At 68.3% G+C, this 25,694-nt stretch carries 24 protein-coding genes and 2 pseudogenes; 18 read left to right on the top strand and 8 right to left on the bottom strand.

Features of this window, described 5'->3' with window-relative positions; all coding sequences use genetic code 11:
* The first annotated feature begins 331 nt into the window (after window positions 1-331).
* The 6 genes from E1193_RS07880 (at window position 332) to E1193_RS07850 (ending at window position 5,909) form a co-directional block, all read left to right on the top strand.
* Window positions 332-682 carry a hypothetical protein gene (locus E1193_RS07880; RefSeq protein ID WP_132181673.1) on the top strand — a complete coding sequence of 117 codons (351 nt, stop codon included), beginning with the start codon at window positions 332-334 and terminating at the stop codon, window positions 680-682.
* A gap of 188 nt (window positions 683-870) precedes the next feature.
* Window positions 871-1,236, top strand: a complete 366-nt coding sequence (locus tag E1193_RS07875; protein ID WP_132181671.1) for a hypothetical protein — start codon at window positions 871-873, stop codon at window positions 1,234-1,236.
* Window positions 1,237-1,495: 259 nt separating this feature from the next.
* Window positions 1,496-2,134, top strand: a complete 639-nt coding sequence (locus E1193_RS07865; protein WP_243707379.1) for a PadR family transcriptional regulator — start codon at window positions 1,496-1,498, stop codon at window positions 2,132-2,134.
* Complete coding sequence (locus E1193_RS07860) at window positions 2,131-2,856, top strand: ABC transporter ATP-binding protein (RefSeq protein WP_132181667.1); 726 nt, start codon at window positions 2,131-2,133, stop codon at window positions 2,854-2,856. The genes E1193_RS07865 and E1193_RS07860 overlap by 4 nt, the downstream gene beginning before the upstream one ends.
* A complete protein-coding gene (locus tag E1193_RS07855) occupies window positions 2,853-5,315 on the top strand; it encodes an FtsX-like permease family protein (protein WP_132181665.1) in 2,463 nt (820 codons plus the stop codon). Before E1193_RS07860 ends, E1193_RS07855 begins: the two co-directional genes overlap by 4 nt.
* Before the next feature lie 144 nt (window positions 5,316-5,459).
* Window positions 5,460-5,909, top strand: coding sequence for a MerR family transcriptional regulator (locus E1193_RS07850; RefSeq protein WP_132181663.1), 450 nt, complete (start codon window positions 5,460-5,462; stop codon window positions 5,907-5,909).
* A 160-nt stretch (window positions 5,910-6,069) separates the two neighbouring features.
* On the opposite strand, the gene E1193_RS07845 is transcribed toward E1193_RS07850, so the two are convergent.
* The gene (locus E1193_RS07845; protein ID WP_132181661.1) at window positions 6,070-6,375 is read right to left on the bottom strand and encodes a hypothetical protein; all 306 of its coding nucleotides are present in this window, start codon (window positions 6,373-6,375) and stop codon (window positions 6,070-6,072) included.
* Between the two features lie 167 nt (window positions 6,376-6,542).
* Window positions 6,543-6,713 (bottom strand): annotated as a pseudogene (locus E1193_RS07840) (IS110 family transposase); the annotation flags it as partial.
* 64 nt (window positions 6,714-6,777) lie between these two features.
* Between E1193_RS07840 and E1193_RS07835 the strand changes: the two are divergent.
* Window positions 6,778-6,921, top strand: coding sequence for a hypothetical protein (locus E1193_RS07835; protein WP_207922622.1), 144 nt, complete (start codon window positions 6,778-6,780; stop codon window positions 6,919-6,921).
* Between the two features lie 352 nt (window positions 6,922-7,273).
* Window positions 7,274-8,395, top strand: a complete 1,122-nt coding sequence (locus E1193_RS07830; protein WP_132181659.1) for a S1 family peptidase — start codon at window positions 7,274-7,276, stop codon at window positions 8,393-8,395.
* Between the two features lie 276 nt (window positions 8,396-8,671).
* Here the strand turns inward: E1193_RS07830 and E1193_RS33005 are convergent.
* Window positions 8,672-8,800, bottom strand: a pseudogene (locus E1193_RS33005) (transposase); the annotation flags it as partial.
* A 235-nt stretch (window positions 8,801-9,035) separates the two neighbouring features.
* Here E1193_RS33005 and E1193_RS07820 point away from each other — a divergent pair.
* On the top strand, window positions 9,036-9,353 hold the full coding sequence (locus E1193_RS07820; RefSeq protein ID WP_243707377.1) for a transposase: 318 nt from the start codon (window positions 9,036-9,038) through the stop codon (window positions 9,351-9,353).
* Window positions 9,354-9,466: 113 nt separating this feature from the next.
* Here E1193_RS07820 and E1193_RS07815 read toward each other — a convergent pair whose 3' ends face one another.
* Genes E1193_RS07815 through E1193_RS07800 form a run of 4 tightly spaced genes read right to left on the bottom strand, consistent with a single transcriptional unit; the run spans window position 9,467 to window position 14,421 of the window.
* On the bottom strand, window positions 9,467-11,395 hold the full coding sequence (locus tag E1193_RS07815; RefSeq protein ID WP_132181657.1) for a beta-L-arabinofuranosidase domain-containing protein: 1,929 nt from the start codon (window positions 11,393-11,395) through the stop codon (window positions 9,467-9,469).
* A 10-nt stretch (window positions 11,396-11,405) separates the two neighbouring features.
* Window positions 11,406-12,215 carry a carbohydrate ABC transporter permease gene (locus tag E1193_RS07810; protein ID WP_132181655.1) on the bottom strand — a complete coding sequence of 270 codons (810 nt, stop codon included), beginning with the start codon at window positions 12,213-12,215 and terminating at the stop codon, window positions 11,406-11,408.
* Window positions 12,212-13,156 carry a sugar ABC transporter permease gene (locus E1193_RS07805; protein ID WP_132181653.1) on the bottom strand — a complete coding sequence of 315 codons (945 nt, stop codon included), beginning with the start codon at window positions 13,154-13,156 and terminating at the stop codon, window positions 12,212-12,214. The genes E1193_RS07810 and E1193_RS07805 overlap by 4 nt, the downstream gene beginning before the upstream one ends.
* A gap of 2 nt (window positions 13,157-13,158) precedes the next feature.
* Window positions 13,159-14,421: an extracellular solute-binding protein gene (locus E1193_RS07800; RefSeq protein WP_132181675.1), complete on the bottom strand. Its 1,263-nt coding sequence runs from the start codon at window positions 14,419-14,421 to the stop codon at window positions 13,159-13,161.
* Window positions 14,422-14,567: 146 nt separating this feature from the next.
* Between E1193_RS07800 and E1193_RS07795 the strand changes: the two genes are divergently transcribed.
* Window positions 14,568-15,611 carry a LacI family DNA-binding transcriptional regulator gene (locus E1193_RS07795; protein ID WP_132181651.1) on the top strand — a complete coding sequence of 348 codons (1,044 nt, stop codon included), beginning with the start codon at window positions 14,568-14,570 and terminating at the stop codon, window positions 15,609-15,611.
* Window positions 15,612-15,660: 49 nt separating this feature from the next.
* On the opposite strand, the gene E1193_RS07790 is transcribed toward E1193_RS07795, so the two are convergent.
* Entirely contained in the window at window positions 15,661-16,389 is a 729-nt protein-coding gene (locus tag E1193_RS07790) for a CBM35 domain-containing protein (protein ID WP_207922618.1), read from the bottom strand.
* Between the two features lie 40 nt (window positions 16,390-16,429).
* Between E1193_RS07790 and E1193_RS07785 the strand changes: the two genes are divergently transcribed.
* The 8 genes from E1193_RS07785 to E1193_RS07750 are packed head-to-tail and all read left to right on the top strand — an operon-like array spanning window position 16,430 to window position 25,496.
* The gene (locus E1193_RS07785; RefSeq protein WP_165945676.1) at window positions 16,430-17,710 is read left to right on the top strand and encodes an ABC transporter substrate-binding protein; all 1,281 of its coding nucleotides are present in this window, start codon (window positions 16,430-16,432) and stop codon (window positions 17,708-17,710) included.
* An 8-nt stretch (window positions 17,711-17,718) separates the two neighbouring features.
* Window positions 17,719-18,603 carry a branched-chain amino acid ABC transporter permease gene (locus E1193_RS07780; protein ID WP_132181647.1) on the top strand — a complete coding sequence of 295 codons (885 nt, stop codon included), beginning with the start codon at window positions 17,719-17,721 and terminating at the stop codon, window positions 18,601-18,603.
* Window positions 18,600-19,619, top strand: a complete 1,020-nt coding sequence (locus E1193_RS07775; protein WP_132181645.1) for a branched-chain amino acid ABC transporter permease — start codon at window positions 18,600-18,602, stop codon at window positions 19,617-19,619. Before E1193_RS07780 ends, E1193_RS07775 begins: the two co-directional genes overlap by 4 nt.
* On the top strand, window positions 19,619-20,338 hold the full coding sequence (locus E1193_RS07770) for an ATP-binding cassette domain-containing protein (protein WP_132181643.1): 720 nt from the start codon (window positions 19,619-19,621) through the stop codon (window positions 20,336-20,338). Before E1193_RS07775 ends, E1193_RS07770 begins: the two co-directional genes overlap by 1 nt.
* Window positions 20,332-21,042 (top strand): ATP-binding cassette domain-containing protein, encoded by a 711-nt coding sequence (locus E1193_RS07765; protein ID WP_207922617.1) that lies wholly within the window; start codon window positions 20,332-20,334, stop codon window positions 21,040-21,042. Before E1193_RS07770 ends, E1193_RS07765 begins: the two co-directional genes overlap by 7 nt.
* A 4-nt stretch (window positions 21,043-21,046) precedes the next feature.
* Entirely contained in the window at window positions 21,047-22,543 is a 1,497-nt protein-coding gene (locus tag E1193_RS07760; RefSeq protein WP_132181639.1) for a GMC family oxidoreductase, read from the top strand.
* Between the two features lie 50 nt (window positions 22,544-22,593).
* The gene (locus tag E1193_RS07755; RefSeq protein ID WP_132181637.1) at window positions 22,594-23,994 is read left to right on the top strand and encodes an aldehyde dehydrogenase family protein; all 1,401 of its coding nucleotides are present in this window, start codon (window positions 22,594-22,596) and stop codon (window positions 23,992-23,994) included.
* A 29-nt stretch (window positions 23,995-24,023) separates the two neighbouring features.
* Complete coding sequence (locus E1193_RS07750; RefSeq protein WP_132181635.1) at window positions 24,024-25,496, top strand: NAD-dependent succinate-semialdehyde dehydrogenase; 1,473 nt, start codon at window positions 24,024-24,026, stop codon at window positions 25,494-25,496.
* The last annotated feature ends 198 nt before the right edge of the window (window positions 25,497-25,694 follow it).

Genomic DNA, 25,694 nt, shown 5'->3' with positions numbered 1-25,694 from the left:
GGTCCCAGGTGGGTTTGCCGCCGGGGTGGCCGTGGACGCCCGGCGTTGCCGATGAGGATGCCGCCGAGGGCGCGTGCCATCGCCAGCCGCGGGCGCGGCGCATGGTGGCGGTGTCCGGGGTCGGCACTGGGCGCCCGGGAGGCCGGAGCGAGCGCAAACGATCGGTTCGACCAATCGGTCAGCCGGCGATATCGTCGGTAGATCAGCGTCCGGCGCCGATGCCAGTCGACGCCGGGTCCGATCGACAGTCACCCTGCTCGCGGTGTCGGCGTTGTGAACGGAGGCGATCACGATGATGCCTGGCTTTTCCGTGGAATCGCCCGGTGAGTGGTTGATGGCCATGCTGTTGTTTGTATGGCCGCTGGCCGGGCCGGTCGTCATGGCGGCGCTCGGCGCGGCGAGCCGCAGTTTCCGGGTCGGGCTGCGCCGGACAGCCGTGACGGTCAGCGCCCTGATTGTGCTGTTCGTCATGACGGTACTGCTGATCGCGTCCTATCCGGAGGGCATCACCACCTTCGGGGGCGACCAAAGATACCGGTCCGAAGATTTCCGTGACATGGTGATGGTCGTTGTCGGCTACGCCGGCGTGGTGACGATCCTGCCGTGGCTCGTGGCGTACCTCGTCGTAGGACGTCGACGGCGACCTGTGGTGGGAGACGCCGGTGTTCCCGACCGGCCATGACTGGCCCGACCCTTGACGCGGTATGGGCCAGGTGTTCGGCATGGACGTGGTGATCAACGATGTCCGAGTCACAGGCCTCGCGCTGACCTGGGACCTGATCCCAACGATCCGCTACCGGCGCGGCGGGGGACCGGTGCAGGTCGAGTCGCCAGCCGAGTTGGGGCGTCGGCGTGTCGGGTGTCCTGGCCATGGTCGACGCGATTGAGCGGACGGGCGGGGACATCGGCCAGCTGCGGGAGGTGTTGCTCGGCACCATCGCAGAACTCGTGCCGCACGGCTGCTGCCCGGACTGCGAGTCGGCGCTCCCCAGCTGGGAGAAGGCCCTCGCCGACCATCCGGGCAACACCCCCGCCGAGTGGACTCACGGCAAGCTGGTCGACGGATTGCGTGTGCCAGTGTGGAGTTACGACTGGGAGCCGACGAACGGAATCCACCGGATGACCGGCGACCCGGGCGGTCAGCAGCGGTTCGCCGAGCTGCTTGGCCGCTTCGATCGCCGCGGTGTGCTGCTCGCGAGCGGCCGCCAAGTTCGCTTCTGCGGCCGGCGGTGGTGAGGACGTCCTGGGCGAGTTGGAAGGTCTCTACGTGACGACGGCCGGGTGGCTGGGCGTGATCGAGCGCAGCCACGCCTGCTGGTGGTTCCAGCGCATCCCGGTTTTGTGACCGAGGGCGACGTCGTCGACGTAGAGGAGAACCTCGTGCTCGCGTCGCCGGTTCCAGAGCTGGTGTCCGGTGTAGCCGGGCGTTGGTCAGGATTGCCCGAACCGCGCTCTTGGACAGGCGACGCCTGACGGCGGTGCGTCCCTTCCGGACATGTTCGCCCGAACCCTTGACGGCGAGATCATTATACTGAGTATTATACTCGGTATGAGCATCCGACATGCCCTGTTGGCCCTGCTCAGCGAGGGCCCGAAGTACGGCCTTCAGCTGAGGCAGGAGTTTGAGTCCAGAACCGGGGAGGTGTGGCCGCTCAACGTCGGGCAGGTCTACACCACTCTCCAGCGCCTGGAGCGCGACGGTCTGGTCGAGTCGGAGGACGCCGGCGGCGCGGGGCCCCAGAACGTCTTCACGATCACGCCGACGGGCTCCGACGAGTTGAAGAAGTGGCTGCGCATGCCACCGGACGTGGTTCCACCACCGCGCGACGAACTCGTCATCAAGGTTCTGGTGGCGATGCGTGTACCAGGTGTGGATCTGCCCGAACTCCTCCAGGCGCACCGACGGCACCTTGTGCAGGTGATGCAGGAGTACACCCGTCTGAAGAGTGAAATCACCGAGGGCGAGGTGGAGGTGTCGCTCGTCGTGGATTCGGAGCTGTTCCGGATAGAAGCGATCGTCCGGTGGCTCGACACCACGGACGCCCGGCTCAAGCGCCTGCCGGCTCGCACCGCGAGCGGGGCCCCGACGTCCGCGCCACGTGTCGGCCGCAGCATCGCGGGGGTACGGCGATGAGTACGGCCGTCGAACTGCGCCACGTATCCAAGGTCTACGGATCGGGTCCCACAGAAGTGCACGCGTTGCGCGAGGTCGACCTGTCCGTTCGGAGCGGCGAGCTGGTGGCGGTGATGGGCCCGAGCGGCTCGGGCAAGAGCACCCTGCTCACGATCGCCGGAACGTTGGAGGAACCAACCAGCGGCGACGTCTTCATCGCCGGTCAGCAGTTGGCGCGACTGTCCCGCCATGACCGCGCGCGGCTGCGGCGGCGGTCGATCGGGTATGTCTTCCAGAACTACAATCTCCTCGCCGGGCTGACCGCTGTCGAGAACGTGGCGCTTCCGCTGGAGCTGGACGGCGTGAAGGCCAAGGTTGCCCGGGCAGCCGCGATGGAGGTACTCGCAAAGCTCGACCTGGCCGAGCGGGCCGCCCGCTACCCGGACGAGTTGTCCGGCGGCGAGAGCCAACGGGTGGCGATCGCGCGGGCCGTCGTCGGTGAACGGCGGTTACTGCTGGCTGACGAACCCACCGGCGCGCTCGACTCGTTGAGCGGCGAGACGGTGATGCGCATGCTTCGCCTGGCCAGCAACGATGGCGTGGCCGGCGTGGTAGTGACCCACGACGCCCAGATGGCTTCCTGGGCCGACCGCGTGGTGTTCCTGCGTGACGGCCGTATGGTCGACCAGACGGTACCGGGCTCTGGCCCGGACTCCCTCCTGACACCAGGAGCGAACGCATGAGCCGTAACGGCGGCCTGCCGGCCCGGCGCGCGGTGGTGCGTTGGGCGTGGCGGCTTTTCCGCCGCGAGTGGCGCCAGCAGGTCATGGTGCTGACGCTCCTGACCGTCGCCGTCACGGCGGCCGTCGTGGGCGTGTCGGCCGGCTACCACTCGACGCCGTCGGGCACCGCCAGGTTCGGCGACGCCAGCCAATGGTTCAAGTTGTACGCCGAGGAAGATCGGCCGCTGGATCCACGGATCGCTCAGGCGCGCGAGTGGTTCGGCACGATCGACGTGGTCGGGCACTGGTATCTGCCGGTCCCGGCTTCGGCGGAGACCATCGAGCTGCGGGCGCAGGATCCACGCGGTCCGTACAGCGGGCCGATGCTACGGCTCCTGACGGGTCGCTACCCGGCCGCACCCGGCGAGGCGGCAGTCACCGACGAGGTCGCGGCGGACCTGCGGGTCCGCGTCGGCGGTGTGCTGACGCTCGACGGACGCACCTGGACCGTTGTCGGCCTTGTCGAGAACCCCGGCGATCTACGCGCGGAGTTCGCCCTCGTCGCGCCGGCACAGCCCGAACCGCCGGAGGAGGTCACCGTGCTCACAGCCGCCGATCCGGCACGGTTCGCGGAGTACCGCGCGCAGCACGGCCAGCCGGTGTACGAGCTGCGCCCTTCATACGAGTGGGTCGAGGCGGCCGCCGGCGTGTTCAGCGTCTTCGCGGTGAGCATGCTGCTCGTCTGCCTCATCGCGGCGGCCGGCTTCGCCGTCATCGCGCAGCGCCGGCTGCGCCAGCTCGGCCTGCTCGCCGCGGTCGGGGCGACTCCACGACACCTCCGTCTCGTGTTGCTGGCCCACGGCGCCGCGGTCGGTGTCGCGGCGTCGGCGGTCGGAGCGGTCGCGGGTGTCCTGGTGTGGTTCGCCGTGACGCCACGGTTCGAGACGGCGGCGGGGCACCGCATCGACTGGCTGGACCTGCCGTGGTGGCAGATCACCGCCGCCTTGCTGCTGGCTGTCCTGGCGGCGACCGCGGCGGCGTGGCGGCCGGCGCGCGCCGCTGCCCGGGTACCGATAACGCTTGCCCTGTCTTCGCGCCCGCCACGGCCCAAGCGGGTGCGCCGGTCGGCTGCGGCCGCGGCCGTGCTCGTCGTGCTGGGCATCGTGTCGCTGCGGCTCGTGCTACGTAACGGCGCGGCAGATCGCGACGCGTTGGAGCTCGCCGACGTGGCGTTGGTCGTCGGTGGCACGCTGGCGATCGGGTTCGCCCTACTGTTCGTCGGCCCGCTGGCGATCCGGGTGCTTGCCGCCATCGGAACCCGGCTTCCCGTTGCTCCCCGGCTGGCCTTGCGTGACCTCGCCCGCCATCAGGCACGGTCGAGCGCCGCGCTAGCCGCCATCAGCGTGGCGCTCGCGATCCCGACCGCGACCGTGGTCGTGGCGAGAGTTCTCGAGCAGACCGCCGCCGAGGGCAACCTTTCCGACCGCCAGCTCCTCATCTGGATCAATTCCCCAGGCATGCGCGTTCCCGACCGCACACCGGCCCAGCTCGAGGCGATAGAGGCCCGGGTTCGGCAATACACGGCCACGCTTGCCGATCCGACCGTCATCCCGCTCGAAATCGCGATAGATCCGGACGAGACACCGCACGCGGATGCCGACGGCGTTCGGATCGGGCGGGTTCCGATCGGTGTCGGCCAGCAGACCAGCCCGGATTCGTTCACCGATCCGGAGACGGCACCGGTCGCCACGCCCGAACTGCTGCGTTACTACGGCGTCGATCCCACCAGCATCGGCCAGGCAACGGACGTGCTGACCACCCAGCCCCGCTCCGACCTACTGCTGGTTTCCGAGTCTGGCGGGACGGCGCGGTCCTTCCCACGGGCAACCACCGAGCGGCTGCCGAACCCGCAGTTCGACTCACTCCCGACGACGTTTCTCACTCCGGCTGCGCTGCGACGCAACAACTGGAAACTGTTGCGGACCGGCTGGTTGGTCGAGTCCCCCCGGCCGTTGACCGACGAGCAGCTCACCGGGGCGCGGGAATTCGCGCTCGACGCAGGGCTGGTCGTCGAGGACCGCGACAAGCGCGACGGGCTCCTGGCACTGCGCGCGACCGCGACAGCGGCCGGAGCCGTACTCGCGCTCGCGATCCTCGCCATGACCGTCGGGCTGATCCGGACCGAGGCAGCGGGCGACCTGCGCACGCTGACCGCGACTGGCGCGACGGGTCGCATCCGCCGCACGCTCACCTCGGCAACGGCCGGCGGGCTCGCGCTGCTGGGCGGGATCCTGGGCATCGGCGCCGCGTACACCGTCATCCTGGCCGGCTCATCCCGCGACCAGTTCAGCGAGCTGGCGCGCGTGCCGGTCGTGGATCTACTCGTGATCGCTGTTGGCGTCCCGTTGACCGCCGCGGCTCTTGGCTGGCTGCTCGCCGGGCGGGAGCCGCGGTCCCTGGTTCGAGTACGGCTGGAGTGAACGGATGCCCGAACTGACCCGGCGGGCGGTGCTGCTGTGGACGGCTCGCCGGGGCGGACCTCGCGGCCTGAGGGCGGTCGGCTGGCCCAACTCGCCCTCGCCGGGTCCACTCGGCACCAGTAGCGCCGACCCGAGTGGGAACGGTTGACGCCCCGGTACGCCTCGCGCTATCCGGGCACACCAGGCGCGGCAGCTGCTGCCACCGCCGGTGCGGCGGGGTCGTACGGCGACTACCACGCGGAACACGTCCGGCGCCTGAAGGCCGTCAAGGCCCTGCAACGCGAGGGCTTCAACCTCGTGGCGGTGCAGGCGATCCTGGGCGCCCGGGACACGGCGCAGGGAGGCGAGCCGGTCACGGATGCGCAGGGGGGCACCTGGTCCACGTCCTCGCCCAGGATGGCGGGTCAGCGCAGGGGGAGGGGCAGCCGGCGGTCGGTCTGGCCGCGGCTGCCGCGGTCGGCGCTGCATCCGCGCCTGGGCCGTTGGGAGGTCGGCCCCGTCGTCGAACTGCTCGTGAACGTTAGCGTCCACAAGCTGGCCACCGCCGTGGTCGCGGAACTGAACGCGACGTGCTCGCTGCTGCGGCCACAGTAGCGCCCCGCCCCGTGTCAAGTCGCCCGTACGAAAGAGGAAATTCAGTAGTTCGTGCGATGCAGTGGCATATCCCACCTACTGCCGAGCGGCCTCCGCTGCGGGCAACGGGACTACCCTGCCGCCGGCAAACCCCGGCGGAGGCCGATCAGGCCGACCTTGATCAGTCGACGCACATCGTGTCGTGGGTGGACCGGAAAACCCACGTGCCGCCACCTGGGGACATATAGGTCAGAAGAGTATAGTACCGCCCAGGGGCGCAGTCGTGGCCGACGGCGAGGACGGCCGCCCGGGCCCGCTGTTCGGCCGCCGCCAATCCCGCCGCATAGGTGTTGCCCGCTCCCACGGCAGTGGCGCTGCGGGGGGTGTCATAGCCGTCGGCGTGCGCGGCCACGGGTGTGGATGCCAGGCCGAGCGCCACCGCTGCTGAGACGAGGCCGAGTCGGCGGAGCCAAGTGCTTTTTCGCATGCTTCTCCTTCGCGGATCGCAGATTGATCGAAATCAATCTTCGAGCAGACCGATGTAGTGCGGTATTGGCCACTCGGTCACTAGAATCTGGCCATAATGCCGTTGTCCGCACGGTGGCAAAGTCCTGATTGGCGTTGGTTCCTCGGGGGGTGTCCCTATGGGTTTCGTCAAGCGGGGACGGGGGTTGTCGGGCGTGGTTGGTAGGGGATCTTGTCGCGGAGCATGGCGTAAAGGACGTCGCAGCGGCGTCGGGCGAGGCAGATGAGGGCGGCGTTGTGGCGTTTGCCTCGGGCTCGTTCGCGGTCGTAGTAGGCGCGGCTGACGGGATCGGCGAGGGCGGGACGATCAAAAAGGTAACGGGGGCGATATGGTCGACCGAACGTCCGTGCTGAGAGAGCGATGATGGCAGGACGGACACGAGACGATCGGGCTCGGCAGGCCATTCTGCGCCGGGCCGCGCACGTCGCGCCACAGGACGGGTTGGAAGGCCCGTCGATCGGCCGGCTGGCCGCCGACCTCGGCGTGAGCAAGAGCTGGCCGGCGTAGGTGCCGTTAGCTCCGGACGCCACCGGAGGCGTTGGTCAAGCTGCTCGGCCAGTCCCGTACCGGTTACTGATCGCGCTCGCCGAGCCGGCCAGCACCAGCCAGACGGCACACACCCCGGGCATCGCGCTCGGGGCGGTCGGCAACCACCTGCCCGTGCTTTGCAAGGCGGGTCTGCACGACCGGGGGCACCCGCCGGCCGATCCGTGATCTTCCGCCGTACGCCGCTGGGCGACGCGCTCGCCACCGACCGAACCCACCAGTGGCGGCTCGTGTCAGCGTGCGATCAGCGCGATTTCACCGGTGGCTGCCAGCCTTACCACCAACCGGCCCCGTTGGAGAGGTTGAACGATCAATGACGCACTGTAGACCGACGTCACGTCGCGCCCTGCTGGCCGCGGCGGTCACCACCGCCCTCGTCACCGTGATGGTGGGTCCGACCGCCGCGCACGCCGCACCCGCGCCGGACGGCACCAGTCAGGTGGGGCCCGAGCTCAACGGAATCCCGGTGCGCGCCGGGATCGGCAGCGTCCGGGCCGAGCAGCTCGCCGGCGAGCTCGGCCCGGAGCGTACCGCGGGTGCCTACTTCGACCAGCGGACCGGGCGCATGGTCGTGACCGTCACCGACGCCGATGGCGAGCGAGCAGTCACGGCAGCGGGCGGGCTGGCCAAGCGCGTGCGGTACAGCACCGAGGAGTTGACCGCGGTGACCGACGCGCTGAACTCCCGGATCGACACGCGCGGCACCACGTGGGGCACGGAGGTCGACGACAACCGGATCAACGTGACGGCGGACAGCACGGTCTCCGACGCCGACTTCGCCGAGATGCGGGCGGTGCTCGCGCCGTACGGCGACGCGGCGGTGCTCACCCGGGTGCCCGGCGAGCTCGTGCTCAACGGCACCGTGAACGGCGGCAAGTACATCCGCTCGGAGCACGGCTACCAGTGCTCGGCCGGCTTCAACGTCCAGAAGAAGAGCGACAACTCGCAGAAGTTCCTGCTCACCGCCGGGCACTGCACGACACACGACCCCGGCGTCTCCGACTGGTACAACGGCGCCAACGAGTACTTCGGTTACGACGCCGGTGGACGCTTTCCCGGCACCGACTACGGGCTGATCAGGCACAACAACGCCAGCGTCAGCAAGCCCGGCAACGTCTACATCGCCAGCGGCGCCCAGGACATCACCCACTCCCGCGATCCCGAGCTGGGCGAGGCCGTGTGTCGCGGCGGCTACAAGACTGGCGTCCAGTGTGGAACGGTGCACGAGTTGAACATGACGGTGAACTATCCCGACGGGGCCGTTCACGGGCTGTTCCGCACCGACATCTGCTCGGGAAGCGGCGACAGCGGCGGCCCGGTGTGGCGCAACACCGCGGCCCTCGGCATCCACTCCGGGTCTCGTTCGAGCGGATGTGTCTCCTACCACCAGCGGGTAAACCCCGCTCTCGCCTGGTACGGCGTAGAGGTTTACTGACCGCACGCCGTCTCCGTGACCGACCCGGAGCAGAGGTGCTGCCACCACCGCCCCTGCTCCGGGTCGCCACGACCAGCCCGCCTCGGACCTGGTGTCCGAAGCGCGCCCTCGACGGTCGTGAGGGGATGACCCGCCACCCGACCGCATCCACGGCGTGGCACGCGGCCACCGCACGATCTTCGGTTGTCCTCTCGACCATCGATCCACGCGTTGGCCGTGCTCATGGCGCCGAACGTCGAAGCCACGTGACGTCGTGGAGTGCCGGCCGTGGCGGGCGAGTTTGTCGAACAGCTGCCCCAGCCTGGCCTCGGTGTTGGGCAGCGGCCCGTCGTGCAGCCGCTTGCCGTCCGGGGCCAGCCCGACCGCGTGGTGACCGTCCTTGCCGACGTCCAACCCGAGGAACACGCCGTGGTCGCCGTGCCCCCACGCCTCCTCACCCTTGTTCTCGCCGCCTCGGCCGCTGGTCTGGGCGTCGGACTGCCGGCAGCCACGTTGCGAAGAGACCTATCCCAAGAGTGGCCGTGTCCCCATCAGCGGTCCGCCGACGCCACCCGACCCGGCGACAACACCCCCCGGATCATCCATACGACAGGGGCAGTAAGTCAGCCTCGTCACCGCCCTCACCGCCGCCTGCCCACAGATGACCGCGCTGACCGGCTTCATCAACTCGTTCGCCGCGCTCCTCGCGCCCGCGGCCGGTAACGACAACCGTCTTAACTCTTGGATCACCGAGGCCAAGGCCACCGACCTACCCCACCTGCACACCTTCAACCGCGGCTTCGGCCTCGACCGCGCCGCCGTCAACGCCGCCCTGACCCACCCCTTCCACAACGGCGGCACCGAAGGCGTCAACACCAAAACCAAAGATGTACCTCGGCCGGCGCGGCCTTTCGAAACCTCCGCGCCGCGCGCCTGCCCTGAGGCGCCGCAAGCCGCCCGTGACGCGCCTGCGAGGTAACGGTTTCTGCCTGAGCCGCGACCTGCCGCCCACGCCGCCACGCAGGGTCGCGGCGGTGCACGAACTGGTCTGCGGTGACCGGGGCCCGCGCAGCCCGTCGTCACCCGCGACGATCAGGCCTGTCGTACCTGTGGCGCGAGGGGGATCCACACGCGCATGGGACCAGGCGCCCTGTTTGCCCACAGGAAGTAGGGGATGGCCGGGACGGTGGCGGTGAGCGTGGCCGGCGGTGCGGCGGCGTTCAGTGGTTGGTAGGGCGCGTCGCCGGCGGCGTCCCGTGCGCGTACCGGGGTGTGAAGGGCCACTGGGGCGATCGAGTGTCTGTTGTGGACAACCGTGGCGGGTCTGGCAGAGTCGAGTTCCACGTCCTCGAAGGCGAAACCGTCGAGTTCGTCGGGCATGTCGGCGTGCTCCAGGCAGTAGACCACCGGTCCGCGGGTTACTGCGGCGGTGCCGCGGACGGCGTCGACGCGGGGGTGGGCGGTGACCAGCCGTACCGGCATGGCCAGGACGAGCTCGACCCGATCGCCGGGTAGCCAGGTGCGGCTCAGGTGTACGTATCCGTCGTGCGCGGCGGCTGGTACCGGCATGCCGTCGAGGGTCAGCCGGGCGTCGACGCACCAGTTGGGCACGCGCAGTGCGAGAGTCCAGGGCTCCGCCGTCGTTTCGGTCACCGTGACGGTCACGGTCTCGTCCCACGGGTATGCGGTCTCGATGCGGACGGTCCGGCCGCCAGCGCTGAATGTCCCGGCGGTGTACAGATGCAGTTGCAAGCCCTCGGGGCCGCCGGTGGCCGCGTACGTGTGCAGCGACGCCATCAGGCGGGCGAGGTTCGGCGGGCAGCAGGCGCAGGAGTACCAGTTCAGGCGCTGTCCGGGTGCGTCCTCGTCGGATCCGTCGTGGCCGGTGCGCACCTGCAGCGGATTGGAGTAGAAGAACGCGGTGCCGTCGAGGCTGGTGCTGGCGGCGATGCCGTTGTACAGCAATCGTTCCATCTCGTCGGCGTAGCGCACCTTCCCGGTGGCCAGCAGCAGCCGCCACGACCAATGAAAGCTGCCGATCGCGGCGCAGGTCTCGGCATAGGCGCGGTCGGGCGGCAGTTCGTACGGGTCGCCGAACGCCTCATCGCGGTGGCGCGAGCCCTGCCCTCCGGTCAGGTACGTCTTGGTCGCGATCGCCGACTCCCACAGCCGCTCGGCGGCCAGCAGCAGTTCGGTGTCGCCGGTTTCGACGGCCACGTCAACGGCACCGGCCGCCAGGTACACCTGACGCACGGCGTGGCCGGTGACTTCATCGGCCGCGCGGAACGGCGCGTGGTCCTGGTAGTAGTGGCGCGTGTGGAACCGGCTCTCCGGACCGAGCAAACCATGCCCGCGCAGGTCGATGAAGCGGGCGGCGAGGTCCAGGTACGGGCGGTGTCCGGTGACCCGATACAGCTCGACCAACGCGGTCTCGACCTGCGGGTGTCCGTCGAGTGCTTCCTCCGTACCTTCGCTGAATCGTTCGACCAGCAGGTCGGCGAAGTGGCGCGCGACCGCGAGCAGTTGCTGCGCGGCTGGGTCGTCCGGGGCGCTGCGGGCAGCGGCGACGCCGGCTTGGATAAGGTGGCCGGCGCTGTACATCTCGTGGCTGGACGGCAGCTCCTTCCATTGCCGGTCACGGTGCTCGACCTGGAAGTAGGACATCAGGTAGCCGTCGGCGTCCTGCGCCTTCTCCAGCAGATGGGCGATCTCGGCGACGAACGACGCGAAGCCGCCGGCCCACCACGCCGCTTCGAGGGTCTTGTAGATGTCGGTGTCGGCGAACCAGTAGCCGGCGAAGGCGCCGTCGTAGTCTCCGGTGACTCGGCGCAGGTTGTTCAGGTTGCCCCGCGCGTCGAGCTGGTCGACGCAGTGTGGCAGGGTCGCGGCGGTGTTGCGGTCCTGCCACGCACCGAGCAGCCCCTCGCGGTCGAGGCGTACAGCGTCCGCGGGCAGGGGTCGCAGGGCGGCGATTGCCTGGGATGTGGGCGCGGTGGGGCCGTGGTGGACACGGTTAGTCATGCGGATTTCCTCAGTCCTTGACGGCGCCGGCGGTGACGCCGGCGGCCACGTAACGCTGGGCCACGATGAGCAGCAGCGTCGCGGGGATGGACGCGACCACGGCGGTGGCCATGATGGCGTTCCATTGCTGGTTGTTGTTGCCGATGTAGTGGTAGATGCCGAGCGTGATGGGTTGGGCGGTGCCGCCGCCGTCGAGGGTGGTGGCGAAGACGAAGTCCGACCAGGCCCACAGGAAGGCGAAGAGGCTGACTGTCACGATGGCGTTGCGGCTGAGCGGCAGGATCACCGACCAGAACGTACGGAACGCCCGCGCTCCGTCGATCTGGGCAGCCGCGGTCAGCTCCTGCGGGATACCGGACATGAACGCGGTGAAGATGAGGACGCCGAACGGCACGGCGATGGTGGAGTCGGCCAGGATCAGTCCGGCGGCGGTGTTGAGCATGCCGAGCTTGAGGTAGATGGCGTAGAAGCCCATCGCCATGATGACGCCCGGGATCATCTGCGCGACGAGCAGCATGAAGCTCAACACGCCGCCGCCGCGTGGACGGAGTTTGGCCAGCGCGTAGCCGGCCGGCGCGGACAGCACCACCGTGAGCAGGACGGTGCCGAGCCCAACGAACATGCTGGTGCCGAGGTACGGCAACTGCTGGTCGATAACGGCGCGGTAGCCCTCGAGGGTGCCGTCCATGGGGAACAGATGGGGCGGGTCGTCGCGCATGTCGGCGTCCCTGGTGAAGGACACGTTGATCATCCAGTACACCGGGAACAACATGATCGCGGTCAGCACGACGCCGACGGCGGTTTTCACCGAACGGTTCATCGCAGTGCCTTCCGCTGGGTGCGGATGTAGAGCAGGCCGAAGGCCATCGCCACGATGATGAGCAGGTTGCCGACCGCCGCGCCTGGGCCGAACTCCGGCAACAGGTTGCCGAATCCGAGCCGGTACGACCAGGTGGCCAGGGTGGTTGACGCGTCCGCGGGGCCGCCCTTCGTCATGATCCAGATGATGTCGAACACCTTGACGGTGTAGATCAGCCCGAGCAGCAGGGTGACCGCCGAGACCGGGCGCAGCAGTGGGAAGGTCACTCGCCAGAAGGCGTCCCACGGGGTGGCGCCATCCAGCGCCGCGGCCTCGTAGAGCTCCGACGGCACGGCCTGCAGGCCGCTGTAGAGCACGACGAGGTTGAACGGGATGCCGATCCAGATGTTGGCGATCGTCACGGAGGCAAGGGACCAGGTGGGTGACGTCAACCAGTTGACCGGGTCCAAGCCCAGCAGCCGCAGCGCGGCGTTGACGATGCCGGAGTCGCTGTTGAGCATCCACGACCAGGTGGAGGCCGACACGATCAGCGGCAACAGCCACGGTACGAGGAACAGGGCGCGCAGCGTGGCCGCGAGCCGGAAGTGCTGGTGGAAGAACACTGCCAGGGCCATGCCGATGGAGAACTGGAACAGCAGGGAGACGCCGGTGAACACCGCCGTGTGCCAGGCCGCGGGCCAGAAGGCCGGGTCGTCGAGGACGGTGCGGTAGTTGTCCAGGCCGGTGAACGGCGCGTCGCCTTGAACGAACGAACGGACCGTGTAGTGACGCAGGCTCAGATCGAGGTTGCGGTACAGCGGGTAGGCGTAGAACGCGACGAGGTAGACGACGACGGGGGCGAGGAAGGCCCATGCCGTCCACTGCCCGCTCCTCCGGCGCCGGCCCCCCGCCCTCGGCACGGCGGCCGGGGCGGGGATTCGGGTCGTCGAGTGGTGCGTCATGGTCACTTGGTGGCCGCCGCGGCGGCGGCCTGGGCAGCGGTGAGCGCTTCCTGCGGGGACTTGGATCCGCTCAGGGCTGCCTGGAATCCGGTCCACATGGGCTGGGAAATCCTCGGGTACTTGGTACCAAGGTTGTCGCTGGTTCGGCCCTTCGCCGCCGAGACCGCCTCAACCCAGACCTTCAGCTCGGCGTTGTTCTGCACCTGCTTGGCCTGCACCGCCTCGGTCGCGGCAATGTAGGACAGCGTCGTGTCGGTGGTGTAGGCGTTGTCGGCGCTGGTGAGGCAATTGATGATCTTTTGCGAGGTGTCGTAGCGGCCGGTGTCCTTCTGCACGGGAGCGGCGACGAACTCGCCGCCGGTGGGCGCCGGCGCGGTACCGCCCGCCTTCGACGGGATGGGGATGATGCCGTACTCGAAGCCGGTCTTCTTCGCGTTGGCCAACTGCCAGGTGCCATTCTCGGCGAACGCGAACTGACCGGTGGCGAACTCCTGCCAACTGGTGGTCTGGGTGTTGTTGATGACCGAATTGGGTGCGTACTCGTTCTTCAGCCAGTCGGTCCACAGCTGTAGCGCCGAGACGCCTTCGGCCGAGTCCAGTTTGGTGAGATTGGCCCCGGCACCCCAAAACCAGGGCAGGAACTGGAAGCTCCCTTCTTCGGTGCCGATCGCCGAAAAGGTGATGCCCTTCTTGCCGGTGGCCTTGACTTTCTGCAGCGCGGCGGTGAGCGATGCCCAGTCCCTGATGGACGCCGGATCGACGTCTGCGGCCTGCAGGATGGCCTTGTTGTAATAGAGGGCCAGGGTGTTGGCCCCGATCGGGATGCCGTAGGTCTTGCCACCGATCTGTCCGGCGGCGAGGAGATTTGGCGCTACGGCGGAGGTGTCGATCTTCACTTCCTCGGTGGTGGTCAGCACACCGGCGTCGGCGAGGGTGGACACCACCGGGTTGTCGACGATGAGTACATCGGGCGAGTTGCCCTGCTGGGCGGCGAGCAGGGCCTTGTTGGTCAGGTCGGTGGTGTCGTAGGCGGTGCGCTTGACCGTGACGCCGGCAGCGGTGCCGCACCTCTGCAGTAGCTGGACCCAGTCGGCGCTGTCGTCGAACTGCGGGTAGGTGTCCCAGATCGTGTAGGTGCCGCCGGCTGCGCCGGAGGAGCCGCTACCGGAGTTGTCGGTGCTTGAGCAGGCGGCGAGCAGGCATGCCGACAACGCGACGGCTGCCGCGGCACGTAGGCGACGCCGTGCCGGGTGGGGAGGTGTCATAGCGATTGCATCCTCTGCGTCTTCGGGGGTGTTGCGATACGCTGCGGTCATCGCTGCCAGAGGAAACGTTCGGCAAACGATTGCCTTGACGCTAGGGAGCCCTTGCGCAGCTGTCAAGAGGGCGTTACAGTCACTTCACAAAGCCCATGCCGGAAACTCTGGAGGAAACGCTGCGCAAGACGGTTCGTGCCGCCACGATCAGTGAGGTCGCGGCACTCGCGGGCGTCTCCACCGGCACGGCTTCCAAAGCCCTCAACGGCCGAGGATCGCTACGGCCGGAGACGCGGTTGCGGGTTCAGCAGGCCGCGGAGCAACTCGGCTTCGTCGTCAACGGCGCGGCGCGCAGCCTGCAGACCGGCCGGACGTACACGGTCGGCATGATCACCACCGACAGCATCGGCCGGTTCAGTATCCCGCTGATGATCGGTGCTGAGGATGCCCTCGGAGCCGGCCAGGTCTCCGTACTGCTGTGTGACGCGCGTGACGACCCCATCCGCGAGAAGTACTACCTGCGAACGTTGCTCAGCCGCAAGGTCGACGGCATCATCGTCACCGGCCGCCGCAACCAGGCCCGCACCCCGATAGCCACCGATCTGCCGGTGCCCGTTGTTTACGCGTTCATCAGCTCCTCCGACCCGCGCGACTGCTCGGTCGTGCCCGACGAGTCGGACGGAGCCCGCAAGGCGGTGCGCCACCTGCTGGCCATCGGCCGGCGCCGCATCGCCCACATCACCGGCCCCGAGCACCATCATTCGGCGCAGGTCCGGGCCGCTGCGGCCATCGAGGCGCTCGGCGCGGAGGGTCTGCGGCCCGCTACCGACACCATGTACGGCGAGTGGAGCGAGGCTTGGGGCCGCCAGGCGGTCGGCATGCTGCTGTCCACGGGAGCCGATGTCGACGCCGTCTTCTGCGGCAGCGACCAGATTGCCCGCGGTGTGGCCGAGGCGTTGCGCGAGGCCGACCGGGACGTTCCCCGCGACGTCGCGCTGGTCGGCTTCGACAACTGGGACGTCATGGTCGAGGGCTGCCGCCCACAGCTGACCAGCATCGACATGGACCTCGAAGGTATTGGGCGCAGCGCCGCCGAATTGCTGCTCGCGGCCATCAACGGGGAACCGGTACAGGGTCAGCGAGCCCAGCTGTGTCGTCTGGTTCCGCGCGCGTCCACCGCGGTGCTCGCGGAGTCCTGAGCGGTGTGGCACTCCGGCTGCCACGACAACCGGAGCGCCACACCGAAACTCACGACAGGGTGATTGCGTCCAACTCGGCGAAGCCGACGCCGCCGGCGAAGTTTGGCGCGCCCTTCGCCAGCCGGATCATGTTCCATCCGGCGTTGAGGTTCACCGACACGTTCACTGACGCACCGAAGGAACCCCAGGCTCCGGTGGGAGGATATGTCACCGTCGACCATCCGCCGCCGTTGGACGCCAAGCCGTGCGTCGCGTTGGCGCCGGTTGCGTTTGCGTACCGGATGTTCATCGTGTAAGCCCTTGCCTGAGGGACGTTGACGAGGAAGTCGACGAAGGACTGGTCGCGCATGTTCGCCGAACCGTCGATCTGGCCGACGTAGCCGCCGTCGGACGCCGAGCCCGATGAGAACCGGCCGGCGTTCACGACCGTGGCGTTCTCCGCCTCGTACCGCTGCTGCCCCGTGGCGGCCCCCGCCGCGGGGGTGATGAGCAGCTGATAGGCCTCCAGCGCGTTCATGCTGTTCGCCGGCACACTGATACTGCCGTTGACGACGTTGTACGTGGTCGACGAGACGGCGATCGGCGCACTCTGGCGAAACGGACCGGGAGCAATCCGACACCGCGCCCAAGGCCGACTCAACCAGAGCGCGCTTGTGCGCGGACAAGCAAGCGGTCTTCGCCCTTGTTCAATGCCTGCTCGGCTGCGGCGAGCACGCTGAGTGAAATTGCCCACGGCCCCTGCGTCCGGCACGCTTCTAGCACCAAGGAGCACCTGCATGAACCGAATCGGAAAGGCCAGCTCAGCCCTCATGGCCGGCGTGGCCGTCCTCGCGCTCGCCGGTTGCGGCTCGGCGGCGGACTCGGACGCGATCCCCGGCGCCTCGGGCACCCAGAGCGCAGCCGACCTCAAGTGCGGCCTGGGCAACGGCAATAAGGCAACCGGCGCCCCGATCAAGGTTGCGGCGATCGCGACCGAGTCGGGCGGTGTCGACTTCTCCTCCTCGCCCAAGTCGGCCAAGGCCTACTTCGACTGCGTCAACGACAACGGGGGCATCAACGGTCGGCCGATCCAGTACGCCATCGGCGACGACGCCCTGGACCCGACGAAGACCGCACAGCTCGCCGCGGGCTACGCGGCGGACACCAGCGTGGTCGCCATGGTCGGCGACGCTACGTTCGTCGGCTGCCAGCAAGCCAACTCCGAGTACAAGAAGGCCAACCTGTACTCCATCACGGGTGTGGGCGTCCCGCAGGCGTGCTTCCAGTCCTCCAACATCGCGCCCGTCAACGCCGGTCCGCGAACCTCGGCGCTCGCGACCCTCCAGTACTTCGAACGCAAGGGAGAGGCGTCGAAGTTCTTCGCTGCGGGCCTGAAGACGGTGGGAAACGGTGATTGGGTGTCGGCCGGAATCAATGCGTACGCAGCGGAGAAGGGCATCGAGCTGGTCGGCAACGTCCTCAGCGACCCGGCCGAGAGCAACTGGCTCCCGCTGATCAGTCAGATCGCCTCGAGCAAGGCGACGAGCCTGGTGATCGCCGACCCCGCGCCGATCGCGGCCTCGATCCTGCAGGCCGCCGAGCAGCAGGATGCGAAGGGCGAAATACGGTGGGCGTGCACGGCGTCGTGCTACGACGCCCAGTTCGGGCAACAGATCGGCTCGTACTGGAACGGCTTCATCGCCAACTCGGAGCTGCAGCTGGTCAACGCGGCCGACGGCAAGGACCTGAACCAGTGGCGGGCCGTGATGGCGAAGTACGCCGCCAAGGGCGCGCCCCGGGACACGTTCAGCCAGGCCGGCTACCTTGCCGGCAAAATCTTCGTGGACACGTTGCTGAAGATCTCTGACCCGTCGACCATCAACCGAGAGACGGTGTCCAAGGCCCTGGTGGGAATCACCGGCTATGCCTCCGACCTGCTGTGCGCGCCGTGGTACTACGGAGAGGCGGACGAGCACCACGCCAACCACGCGACCCGGATGGCTCAGGTCAAGGACGGCAAGTGGGTCTCGCTCGAGGATTGCCAGGATGTCGACGACCCGGAGACCGACAACATCAAGGCCGCCGAACAGTCCCAGGGCCTGCTGAAGCCGAGCGCGTAGGGACTTCGATGAACCTGCTGCCGTTCGTAGTCGCCGGACTCGTCATCGGATCGGTGTACGCCCTGTCCGGAGTCGGCGTCCTCGTGCTCTACCGCACCACGGGTGTCCTCAACTTCGCTCACGGCGCCATCGGGGGTCTTGCCGCGATGCTCGCATGGCAGTTCATCGAGAACGGGCTGCCAGCCTCGGCCGCGATCGCTTTGTGCGTCACGATTGGGGCGGCAGTCTCCCTCGTCTTCGGCGTCGTGGCAGGTCCCTATCTGGGTCGCATCGATGAGCTGCGAAAGGCCGTTGCCACCCTGGGGTTCTCCCTCGCGCTTCTCGGGCTGATGCTCTACCTCTGGAACGACAAGGCCCGCAGGTTGCTGCTCCCGACCAGCCTGACAGGGTTTTCCGTGGGTAACGGCGAGGCCCACGCCCGCGTGAACCTGACCCAGCTCATCTGTCTGACGCTGGCCATCGTGGTCGTCACGGGCGCCGCCCTCGCCCTTCGCTACACCGCGATCGGTACCGCGATGCGGGCGCTCGCGAGTGACCGTGAGCTGGCTGCCGTCCTCGGCACCAGCGTGCGGCTGGTGGAGAACGCCGCCTGGGCGGTCTCCGGTGCCATTGCGGGGATCTCCGGCGTCCTGGTCGCGGACCAGACCCGGCTCGAGCCCGCGTTTCTCACCTTCCTGGTGATCCCTGAGCTGGCTGCCGTCGTGGTCGGGCGCTTCCGTTCACTGGGAATGACGATGGTGGCCGGTTTGGTGATCGGGCTGGTGCAGTCGCTGGTGTCGTCCCAGCCATCAATCACAGCGTTCTCGACCGCGGTTCCGTTCGTGATCGCCACCGTGGTCATCTTGGCTGGCACGCGGCGCCGGACCGTCACGATCGGAGTGGTGCGCGCATGAGCCCGCAATCCGTGGCGAGCAATCGGACACGCGGACTGATCACCGGTGTCGCACTGGCTGTGCTCGCCGTTGTCCTGGTTCCGTCGCTGCCTGGCATCGGGGCCGGACTGGGCCTTCGGACCCTGACCGTCGCGGTGATCTACTCACTGGCTGCGGCCTCGGCCGGAGTGCTGTACGGGCGCCTCGGCCTCGTCTCCATCATGCAGGTCGGCCTCGTCGCGGTGGGCGGCTGGACCACACTCCGGCTGCACTACGCCACCGGGCTGCCGTTCGAGGTGGTGCTGCTCCTGGCAGCGCTGGTCACCGCAGTCGTCGGGACCGTCGTGAGCCTGCCGGCGCTGCGACTCTCGGGGTTGTCGCTGGCAATCACCACCCTGATGATCGCCGGTGCCCTCGAAGTGATCGTCCGGTACACCGGGTTTCCCAACGGCGGCCCCGGTTTCGTCGGACGAGACGCCACAGGCTCTGGCAGCACCATGCCGCGCCCGTCGCTCGGGCAGGACGACCAGACGTACTTCCGCTACGTCGCGGTGGTGGTGATCGTGGTCTTGGTGCTGCTGTGGTGGCTTCTGGCCTCGCGGCCCGGGCGCGCCTGGGCCGCGATCAGACAGGGGGATGCCGGCGCGATGGCCTCGGGCATCAACACCACGGCGTACCGGGTGCTGGCCCTCGCAGTGACCAGTGCGGTGACGGGAGTCGCGGGCGCCCTTCTCGCGGCCAACTCAGGCGTGCTCGACCCGGTGTCGTTCAAGGCACAGCAGTCGGTGCTGTTGTTCGCCACTGTTCTGATCGCGGGGGCGTTCTCGCTGGCCGGCGCTGTGATCGGTGGCCTGTTCTTCTACTGGGTTCCGCAGCTGTTGAACACCTGGGGCGTCGACGGCAATCTTGTGTTCGTCATCCTGGGTCTCGGCACCGTCCAGGCCATCACCACGGCGCCCCACGGCATCGCGGGCCAGCTGGAAAACCTGTCGAGCGCGCTGAGAAGCCGCACCGGACGCCGGGTGGAGGAAAGTTGATGGCTGGCCTGACCCTATCCAACGTCACCGTCCGTTATGGCGGGGTCCGATCGCTCGACGATGTCTCAATGGCCTTCGAGCGCGGTGTCTGCGGTCTGATCGGGCCCAACGGCGCAGGCAAGACAACCACGTTCAACGTGTTGTCCGGCTTCACAGTCGCGGCGACGGGCAGCGCCGAACTGGACGGCATGGACTTGCTGCGGGTCGCGCCGCACCGGCGCGCTCGGCTGGGTCTGCGTCGCTCCTTCCAGCAGGAGCAGGTGATCCGGGCACTGTCTGCGTACGACAACGTGCGGCTTGTTGCCGAGCACACGCGCTCCGCGCTCACTAGCGTCGGCCGCGCCCTCGACTACGTCGGACTGGCGCGCGCCGAACGTCTCGGGAGCGAGCTGACCCTGCTCGAGCGACGTCTGGTCGAGATCGCACGCTGCATCGTCGGGCAGCCGCGGCTGGTGCTGCTCGACGAGCCGGCCGCCGGCCTGGACCCGACCGAGTCCGAGCGGCTGCTGAAGCTCATCACCGGCATCCCCGACGAAGTGGGGGCACTCGTGCTGCTCGTCGACCACGACATGGATCTGGTGAGGGCGGCGTGCGGGACGGTCGCCGTCCTCGACTTCGGCAAGCTCATCGCCTTCGGGTCGACCCACGAGGTGTTGGCATCTGCGCAGGTTCGCAGGGCGTACCTGGGTGTCGAGGATGACGAGGAATCAGCGTGCTGACCATCCACGACCTCAAGGTCAAGCGGGGTGGGCGCGAGGTGGTGCACGGTGTACACCTCGAGGTTGGTCCCGGCGAAGTGGTCGCGCTCCTCGGTGCGAACGGCGCCGGCAAGTCGTCCGTCGTGCTAGCGATCGCCGGTCTGGCCCGCGAGACCAGTGGCCAGGTCGCCGTCGGCACGAAGTCGATCCGCGGACTCCGACCCAATCAGGTACGGCGCGCCGGCGTGGCGACGATGCAGGAAGGGCACCGGGTGCTCACCGACATGTCCGTCGCCGACAACCTCCGGGTCGCCTCGCTCCTGCTGCCGCGCAGCGAACGGTCAGCGGCAGTCGACGCGATGCTCGATCTCTTTCCGGAGATGCACAAGTTCGCGGACCGCCCTGCCGGCTCGCTCTCCGGTGGGCAGCAGCAGATGCTCGCGCTCGCCACGGCGATGGTCGCCCGGCCGGACTTCCTCGTGATCGACGAGATGTCGCTCGGCCTGGCGCCTGTCGTGGTGGCGCGGCTCGTACCCGCACTTCGCGATGTCGCCGCACGCGGCGTCGGCATTCTTCTGATCGAGCAGTTCACGCGCGTCGCCCTGGAACTCGCGGCCCGAGTGACCGTGCTCGCGCAGGGTGTCGTCACGCTGCAGTCGAGAGCGGCGGAACTGCGAGAGCATCCGGACCGCCTGAGCGTCGCCTACAACCTGACGGAGGCATGAACAGGTGAGCGATTGGGACGTGATCGTCGTCGGGGGAGGGACCAGCGGCAGCATCGTCGCAGGGCGTCTTGCGGATGCGGGTCGCCGAACCCTGTTACTCGAAGCGGGTGGGTCGAACCGCATCGCCGCCATCCAGGACGTCAGCAGGCTAAACACACTGTGGCACTCGGCGGTCGACTGGGACTTCCACACCGTGCCGCAGGAGCACGCCGCGGGGCGGCGACTCCACCTGCCACGAGGCCGCGTTCTGGGCGGCTCCCACTCCCTCAACGCCGCGATCTGGGTGCGCTGTGCGCCGGCCGACTTCGATGGCTGGGCCGCACAGGGGGCGGACGGGTGGTCGTGGGAGGACGTGGAGCCCGTCTACCGGCGCATCGAGCGCTGGCTCAGCGGCGACGACGAGAGACGTGGTCGTGCGGGCCCGCTGCCCGTGGGGGCCAACACGCCTCTCCATCCCGTACAGCAATCGATCATGGACGCCGCCGTCCAAGCAGGCCTCGAGCTCAACACCGACTACAACGTGGGCGATCTCGACGGGGTCTCGGTGCAGCAGGTCACGGTCGAGAACAAGGAACGCGTCACCACATGGGATGCCTACGCCCGGCCGGCCGCCGAAGCAGGCCGGCTCGCCGTGCGCACCGACGAGGCCGTGACCCGGGTAGCTATCACCGCCGATCGTGCGACGGGTGTCGTGCTCTCTTCGGGCGAGTGCATCTCCGCCAATCACGTGGTGCTGTCCGCCGGCGCCTTGGGCAGTGCCGAGATCCTGCTGCGCAGCGGTGTCGGGCCCGCCGGCCACCTGGCCGCGCTCCGGATCCCGCTGATCGCGGATCTTCCTGTGGGTGAGAACCTGCACGACCACTACCTTGTTCCTGTCGTCTTCGCGACCGCCCGTGAGGTGGAGGGTCCGACCCCGTTCCGCAGTACCACCCAGACTCATTGGTTCTGGCGCTCCGACCCGTCGTTGACGGTGCCCGACACGCAACCGATCGCCTTCTCCGTGCCATTGCTCGAGCCCGGCATGGAGCAGATCCCCTGGGGCTTTTCGCTGATGGCGGGGATCGTGTCCACGAAGTCGCGCGGCACACTTCGGCTCGCCGACGTCGACCCCGATGCAGGGCTGCACATCGATCCCCACGTCCTCGAGGACGAGCGTGACGTCGCCGCGATGCTCGCGTCGGTCAGGCAGTGTCTCGAGGTGGGTGCGCAGCCGGCGCTCGTTGACGGGTGGGGCGCGTCACCGCACTACCCGCGGCACGAGTCGTCCGACGACGAGCTCGTCGCGTACATCCGGCAACTGATCGTCACCTACCACCACCAGGTCGGCACCTGCCGGATGGGCCGCGACGAGCGCGCGGTCGTCGACCCGGAGCTCCGGGTGCGAGGGATCGAAGGTCTGCGGGTTGCCGATGCCTCGGTGATGCCGACCATCACGACCGGCAACACCAATGCACCCTGCGCGGTCATCGGCGAGCGAGTCGCGGACCTCCTCCTCGCCTGAACCCTGGTTCCCGCACCGATCGCGCCGTCGGCGCAGTGAAGGAGTTCGACATGACGAATCGGTTGATCGAGCGCGTCAGCCATGCCGGCGGGCGCCCGATCCCGGATGCCGCTACCGGCGAGATCATCGGCCACACCCGTGAGGACAGCGCCGCTGCCCTCGAGGCGATGATCAGCAGGGGTGTGGCCGCTCAGAGGTCATGGGCGGCGCTGTCTCCGCACGCACGGGGAATGACGCTTCACGCAGCGGCCGCGAAGGTGGCCGAGTACGCCGAAGAGCTCGCCGATGCGGTCTCGCGTGAGCAGGGAAAGCCCTTGAACGGCCCGGGCGCCCGCCTCGAGGTGGAGGCATGCCAGAGATGGCTGCACACGAACGCCGACCTGGAACTCGCCCCCGAGGTGCTCGTCGACGATGCCGAGAACTACTCCGAGCTCATCTACAGGCCGGTCGGCCTGGTCGGGGCGATCGGGCCGTGGAACTGGCCTCTCATGATCATGATCTGGCAGATCGCTCCGGCGCTGAAGATCGGCAACGCGGTCATCGTGAAGCCCTCGGAGTACACGCCGTTGTCGGTGCAGGCGCTCGTCTCGGTCCTCAACGAGGTGCTGCCAGACGGGGTGCTTCAGGTCGTCGTCGGCGGCCCCGAGGTCGGTGCTGCGCTGCCCGCGCATCCCGCTTTCGGGAAGATCATGTTCACGGGGTCGACCAGGACCGGCAAGGCGATCATCAAGGCGTCCGCCCAGAACGTGACCCGGCTGACGCTGGAGCTCGGGGGCAACGACGCAGGGATCGTGCTCCCCGGCACTGATGTCCGCAAGCACGCTGAGAACCTCTTCTGGGGCGCATTCATCAACACCGGCCAGACCTGCGCGGCCTTGAAGCGCCTCTACGTGCACGAGTCCCAGTACGACGAGACCGTCGCCGCTCTTGCCGAGATCGCCAACGCCACGCCGATGGGCCGCGGTGTCGACGAGGAGAGCCTGCTCGGTCCGCTCCAGAACCGCATGCAGTTCGCCGTCGTCGAGCGGCTCGTCGAGGATGCCAAGGCGCGTGGCCGGCGCATCGTCACCGGCGGTGACCCGGCGCCCGAGCTCGGGCCGAACTTCTTCCGGGCGACGATCGTCGCCGACGCCGAGGACGGCGATCCCCTTGTCGACGAGGAACAGTTCGGTCCCGTGCTTCCGGTGATCAGGTACGCCGACCTGGAGGACGCCATCGCCCGGGCAAATCGTCTCGACGCGGCGCTGGGCGCTTCGGTCTGGTCCGACGACGCGCAGCGAGCGCGGGAGGTCGCACTCCGACTCGAGGCCGGAACCGTCTGGATCAACAAGCACGGCGGCATCCATCCGTTGGTCCCATTCGGAGGAATCAAGGGCAGCGGTTACGGACTCGAGTTCGGATTCGAGGGCCTGAAGGCCACCGGCGTCCCCGTCGTCATCACGTCGCGCTGACGAAACCCACCACCCCAGGAGCTGTCCTCATGATTCCCGAGTCTGTCCTCACCACCGTCGAGGCCCTCGACCCGGAGCACGGCGTCCACATCGCGGGCATCGGTCGTGCCGCTGCCTCGGGTGAAACCTTCGACGTCTGGAACCCGGCCACCGAGACCCTGCTCGCGACGTTTGCCAGTGGTGGTGCTGCGGAAGCGACCGCGGCTGTCGACGCCGCCGAGGCGGCCTTCGCCGGCTGGGCAGCGACGGCGCCACGAGACCGTGGCGAGATCCTGCGCAGGGCGTTCGAGCGCATGATCGCCCGACGTGAAGAGCTTGCCGGGCTGATCAGCGCAGAGAACGGCAAAGCGCTCGCCGACGCGCGAGCAGAGGTTTCCTACGCCGCGGAGTTCTTCCGTTGGTTCTCGGAGGAGGCGGTGCGCCCGGAGGGTGGCTACGGCTCCTCCCCGACCGGCGGCGTACGCACCGTCGTCACCGAGCGGCCGGTCGGCATCGCGGCGCTCGCCACGCCATGGAACTTCCCGGCAGCCATGGCTACCCGCAAAATCGGGCCCGCCCTCGCCGCTGGTTGCTCCGTCGTCCTGAAACCGGCTTCCGAAACTCCTCTGACAGCCCTTGCCGTGACGCAGATCCTCGAAGAAGCCGGCGCTCCGGCAGGCGTCGTCAACCTCGTGGTCGGCAGCAGCTCGGACGCGATCGTGAGCACGTGGCTTGCAGACCCCCGCGTTAGGAAGATCTCGTTCACCGGCTCCACGGGCGTGGGCCGGCTGTTGCTGACCCAGGCTGCGGCGCGGATCGTGAACTCATCCATGGAGCTGGGCGGAAACGCACCGTTCGTGATCGCACCGGACGCAGACATCCAAGCTGCGGTCGCGGGCGCCATGATCGCCAAGTTCCGCAACGGCGGCCAAGCCTGCACGGCCGCCAACCGGTTCTACGTACACGCCGACGTCGTGGACGACTTCGCGACGAGGCTCGGCACCGCGATGAAGGAGCTCCGGGTCGGCAGCGCGTTCGAGGAGGGCACGACGGTCGGCCCGATGATCAGCGCCAAGGCGGTCGCCGGCCTGAGCGCCGTCGTCGATGAGGCGATCCAGCAGGGCGCAAAGGTCGCGTACCGAGCGGAGGCAGGGACACGCGAAGGCCACTTCTTCCCGCCGACGCTTCTGATCGAAGTACCGCCAGACGCTGCCGTCGTGCAGAACGAATCGTTCGGACCCGTCGCGCCTGTCGTCACCTGGACGGACGAGGCTGAGTTGCTTGCGCAGGTCAACGGCACGGCGCTCGGTCTGGCTTCGTACGTCTACTCCGGCGACCTGAAGTGGGCCATGCAGTTCGCCGAACGGCTCGAGGCCGGGATGGTCGGTATCAACCGCGGGATCGTCAGTGACCCGTCCGCACCCTTCGGTGGTGTCAAGCAGAGCGGGATCGGCCGAGAAGGCGCACGTGAGGGCATCCGTGCCTTTACCGAGGTCCAATACTTCTCGATAGACTGGTCCTGACCACTCAGACCGGAAACCCCTGATCGACCCCCGGGGATGTCGACAATGCTGTTCAACCCGGCCCGACGCCTTTAGCGGTAGGCAGCAGAGCGTCCACTGCTCATCAATTACGGTGTGCTTCCAGCTGCCGATGCTGGCTCCACTCAACACTGGCTGGTGCACCCCCGGGTACACGCCTCCGGCAAGAGGGGAGCCAAC

Origin of the sequence: Micromonospora sp. KC606, from assembly GCF_004348675.1 — a bacterium.
Taxonomy (GTDB): Bacteria; Actinomycetota; Actinomycetes; order Mycobacteriales; family Micromonosporaceae; genus Micromonospora.
Note: the sequence above shows the minus strand (reverse complement) of the source record. Positions and strands in the feature narration are given on the sequence as shown.

What these genes read in the sequence shown, in the direction of transcription:
- E1193_RS07845 (WP_132181661.1), bottom strand. Translation starts at nt 6,375, where the DNA reads ATGCGAAAAAGCACTTGGCTCCGCCGACTCGGCCTCGTCTCAGCAGCG.
- E1193_RS07790 (WP_207922618.1), bottom strand. Translation starts at nt 16,389, where the DNA reads ATGCAGGTGCTCCTTGGTGCTAGAAGCGTGCCGGACGCAGGGGCCGTG.
- E1193_RS07860 (WP_132181667.1), top strand. Translation starts at nt 2,131, where the DNA reads ATGAGTACGGCCGTCGAACTGCGCCACGTATCCAAGGTCTACGGATCG.
- E1193_RS07750 (WP_132181635.1), top strand. Translation starts at nt 24,024, where the DNA reads ATGATTCCCGAGTCTGTCCTCACCACCGTCGAGGCCCTCGACCCGGAG.
- E1193_RS07800 (WP_132181675.1), bottom strand. Translation starts at nt 14,421, where the DNA reads ATGACACCTCCCCACCCGGCACGGCGTCGCCTACGTGCCGCGGCAGCC.
- E1193_RS07865 (WP_243707379.1), top strand. Translation starts at nt 1,496, where the DNA reads ATGTTCGCCCGAACCCTTGACGGCGAGATCATTATACTGAGTATTATA.
- E1193_RS07755 (WP_132181637.1), top strand. Translation starts at nt 22,594, where the DNA reads ATGACGAATCGGTTGATCGAGCGCGTCAGCCATGCCGGCGGGCGCCCG.
- E1193_RS07770 (WP_132181643.1), top strand. Translation starts at nt 19,619, where the DNA reads ATGGCTGGCCTGACCCTATCCAACGTCACCGTCCGTTATGGCGGGGTC.
- E1193_RS07855 (WP_132181665.1), top strand. Translation starts at nt 2,853, where the DNA reads ATGAGCCGTAACGGCGGCCTGCCGGCCCGGCGCGCGGTGGTGCGTTGG.
- E1193_RS07815 (WP_132181657.1), bottom strand. Translation starts at nt 11,395, where the DNA reads ATGACTAACCGTGTCCACCACGGCCCCACCGCGCCCACATCCCAGGCA.
- E1193_RS07775 (WP_132181645.1), top strand. Translation starts at nt 18,600, where the DNA reads ATGAGCCCGCAATCCGTGGCGAGCAATCGGACACGCGGACTGATCACC.
- E1193_RS07820 (WP_243707377.1), top strand. Translation starts at nt 9,036, where the DNA reads ATGACCGCGCTGACCGGCTTCATCAACTCGTTCGCCGCGCTCCTCGCG.
- E1193_RS07830 (WP_132181659.1), top strand. Translation starts at nt 7,274, where the DNA reads ATGACGCACTGTAGACCGACGTCACGTCGCGCCCTGCTGGCCGCGGCG.
- E1193_RS07810 (WP_132181655.1), bottom strand. Translation starts at nt 12,215, where the DNA reads ATGAACCGTTCGGTGAAAACCGCCGTCGGCGTCGTGCTGACCGCGATC.
- E1193_RS07795 (WP_132181651.1), top strand. Translation starts at nt 14,568, where the DNA reads ATGCCGGAAACTCTGGAGGAAACGCTGCGCAAGACGGTTCGTGCCGCC.
- E1193_RS07835 (WP_207922622.1), top strand. Translation starts at nt 6,778, where the DNA reads ATGGCAGGACGGACACGAGACGATCGGGCTCGGCAGGCCATTCTGCGC.
- E1193_RS07780 (WP_132181647.1), top strand. Translation starts at nt 17,719, where the DNA reads ATGAACCTGCTGCCGTTCGTAGTCGCCGGACTCGTCATCGGATCGGTG.
- E1193_RS07875 (WP_132181671.1), top strand. Translation starts at nt 871, where the DNA reads ATGGTCGACGCGATTGAGCGGACGGGCGGGGACATCGGCCAGCTGCGG.
- E1193_RS07805 (WP_132181653.1), bottom strand. Translation starts at nt 13,156, where the DNA reads ATGACGCACCACTCGACGACCCGAATCCCCGCCCCGGCCGCCGTGCCG.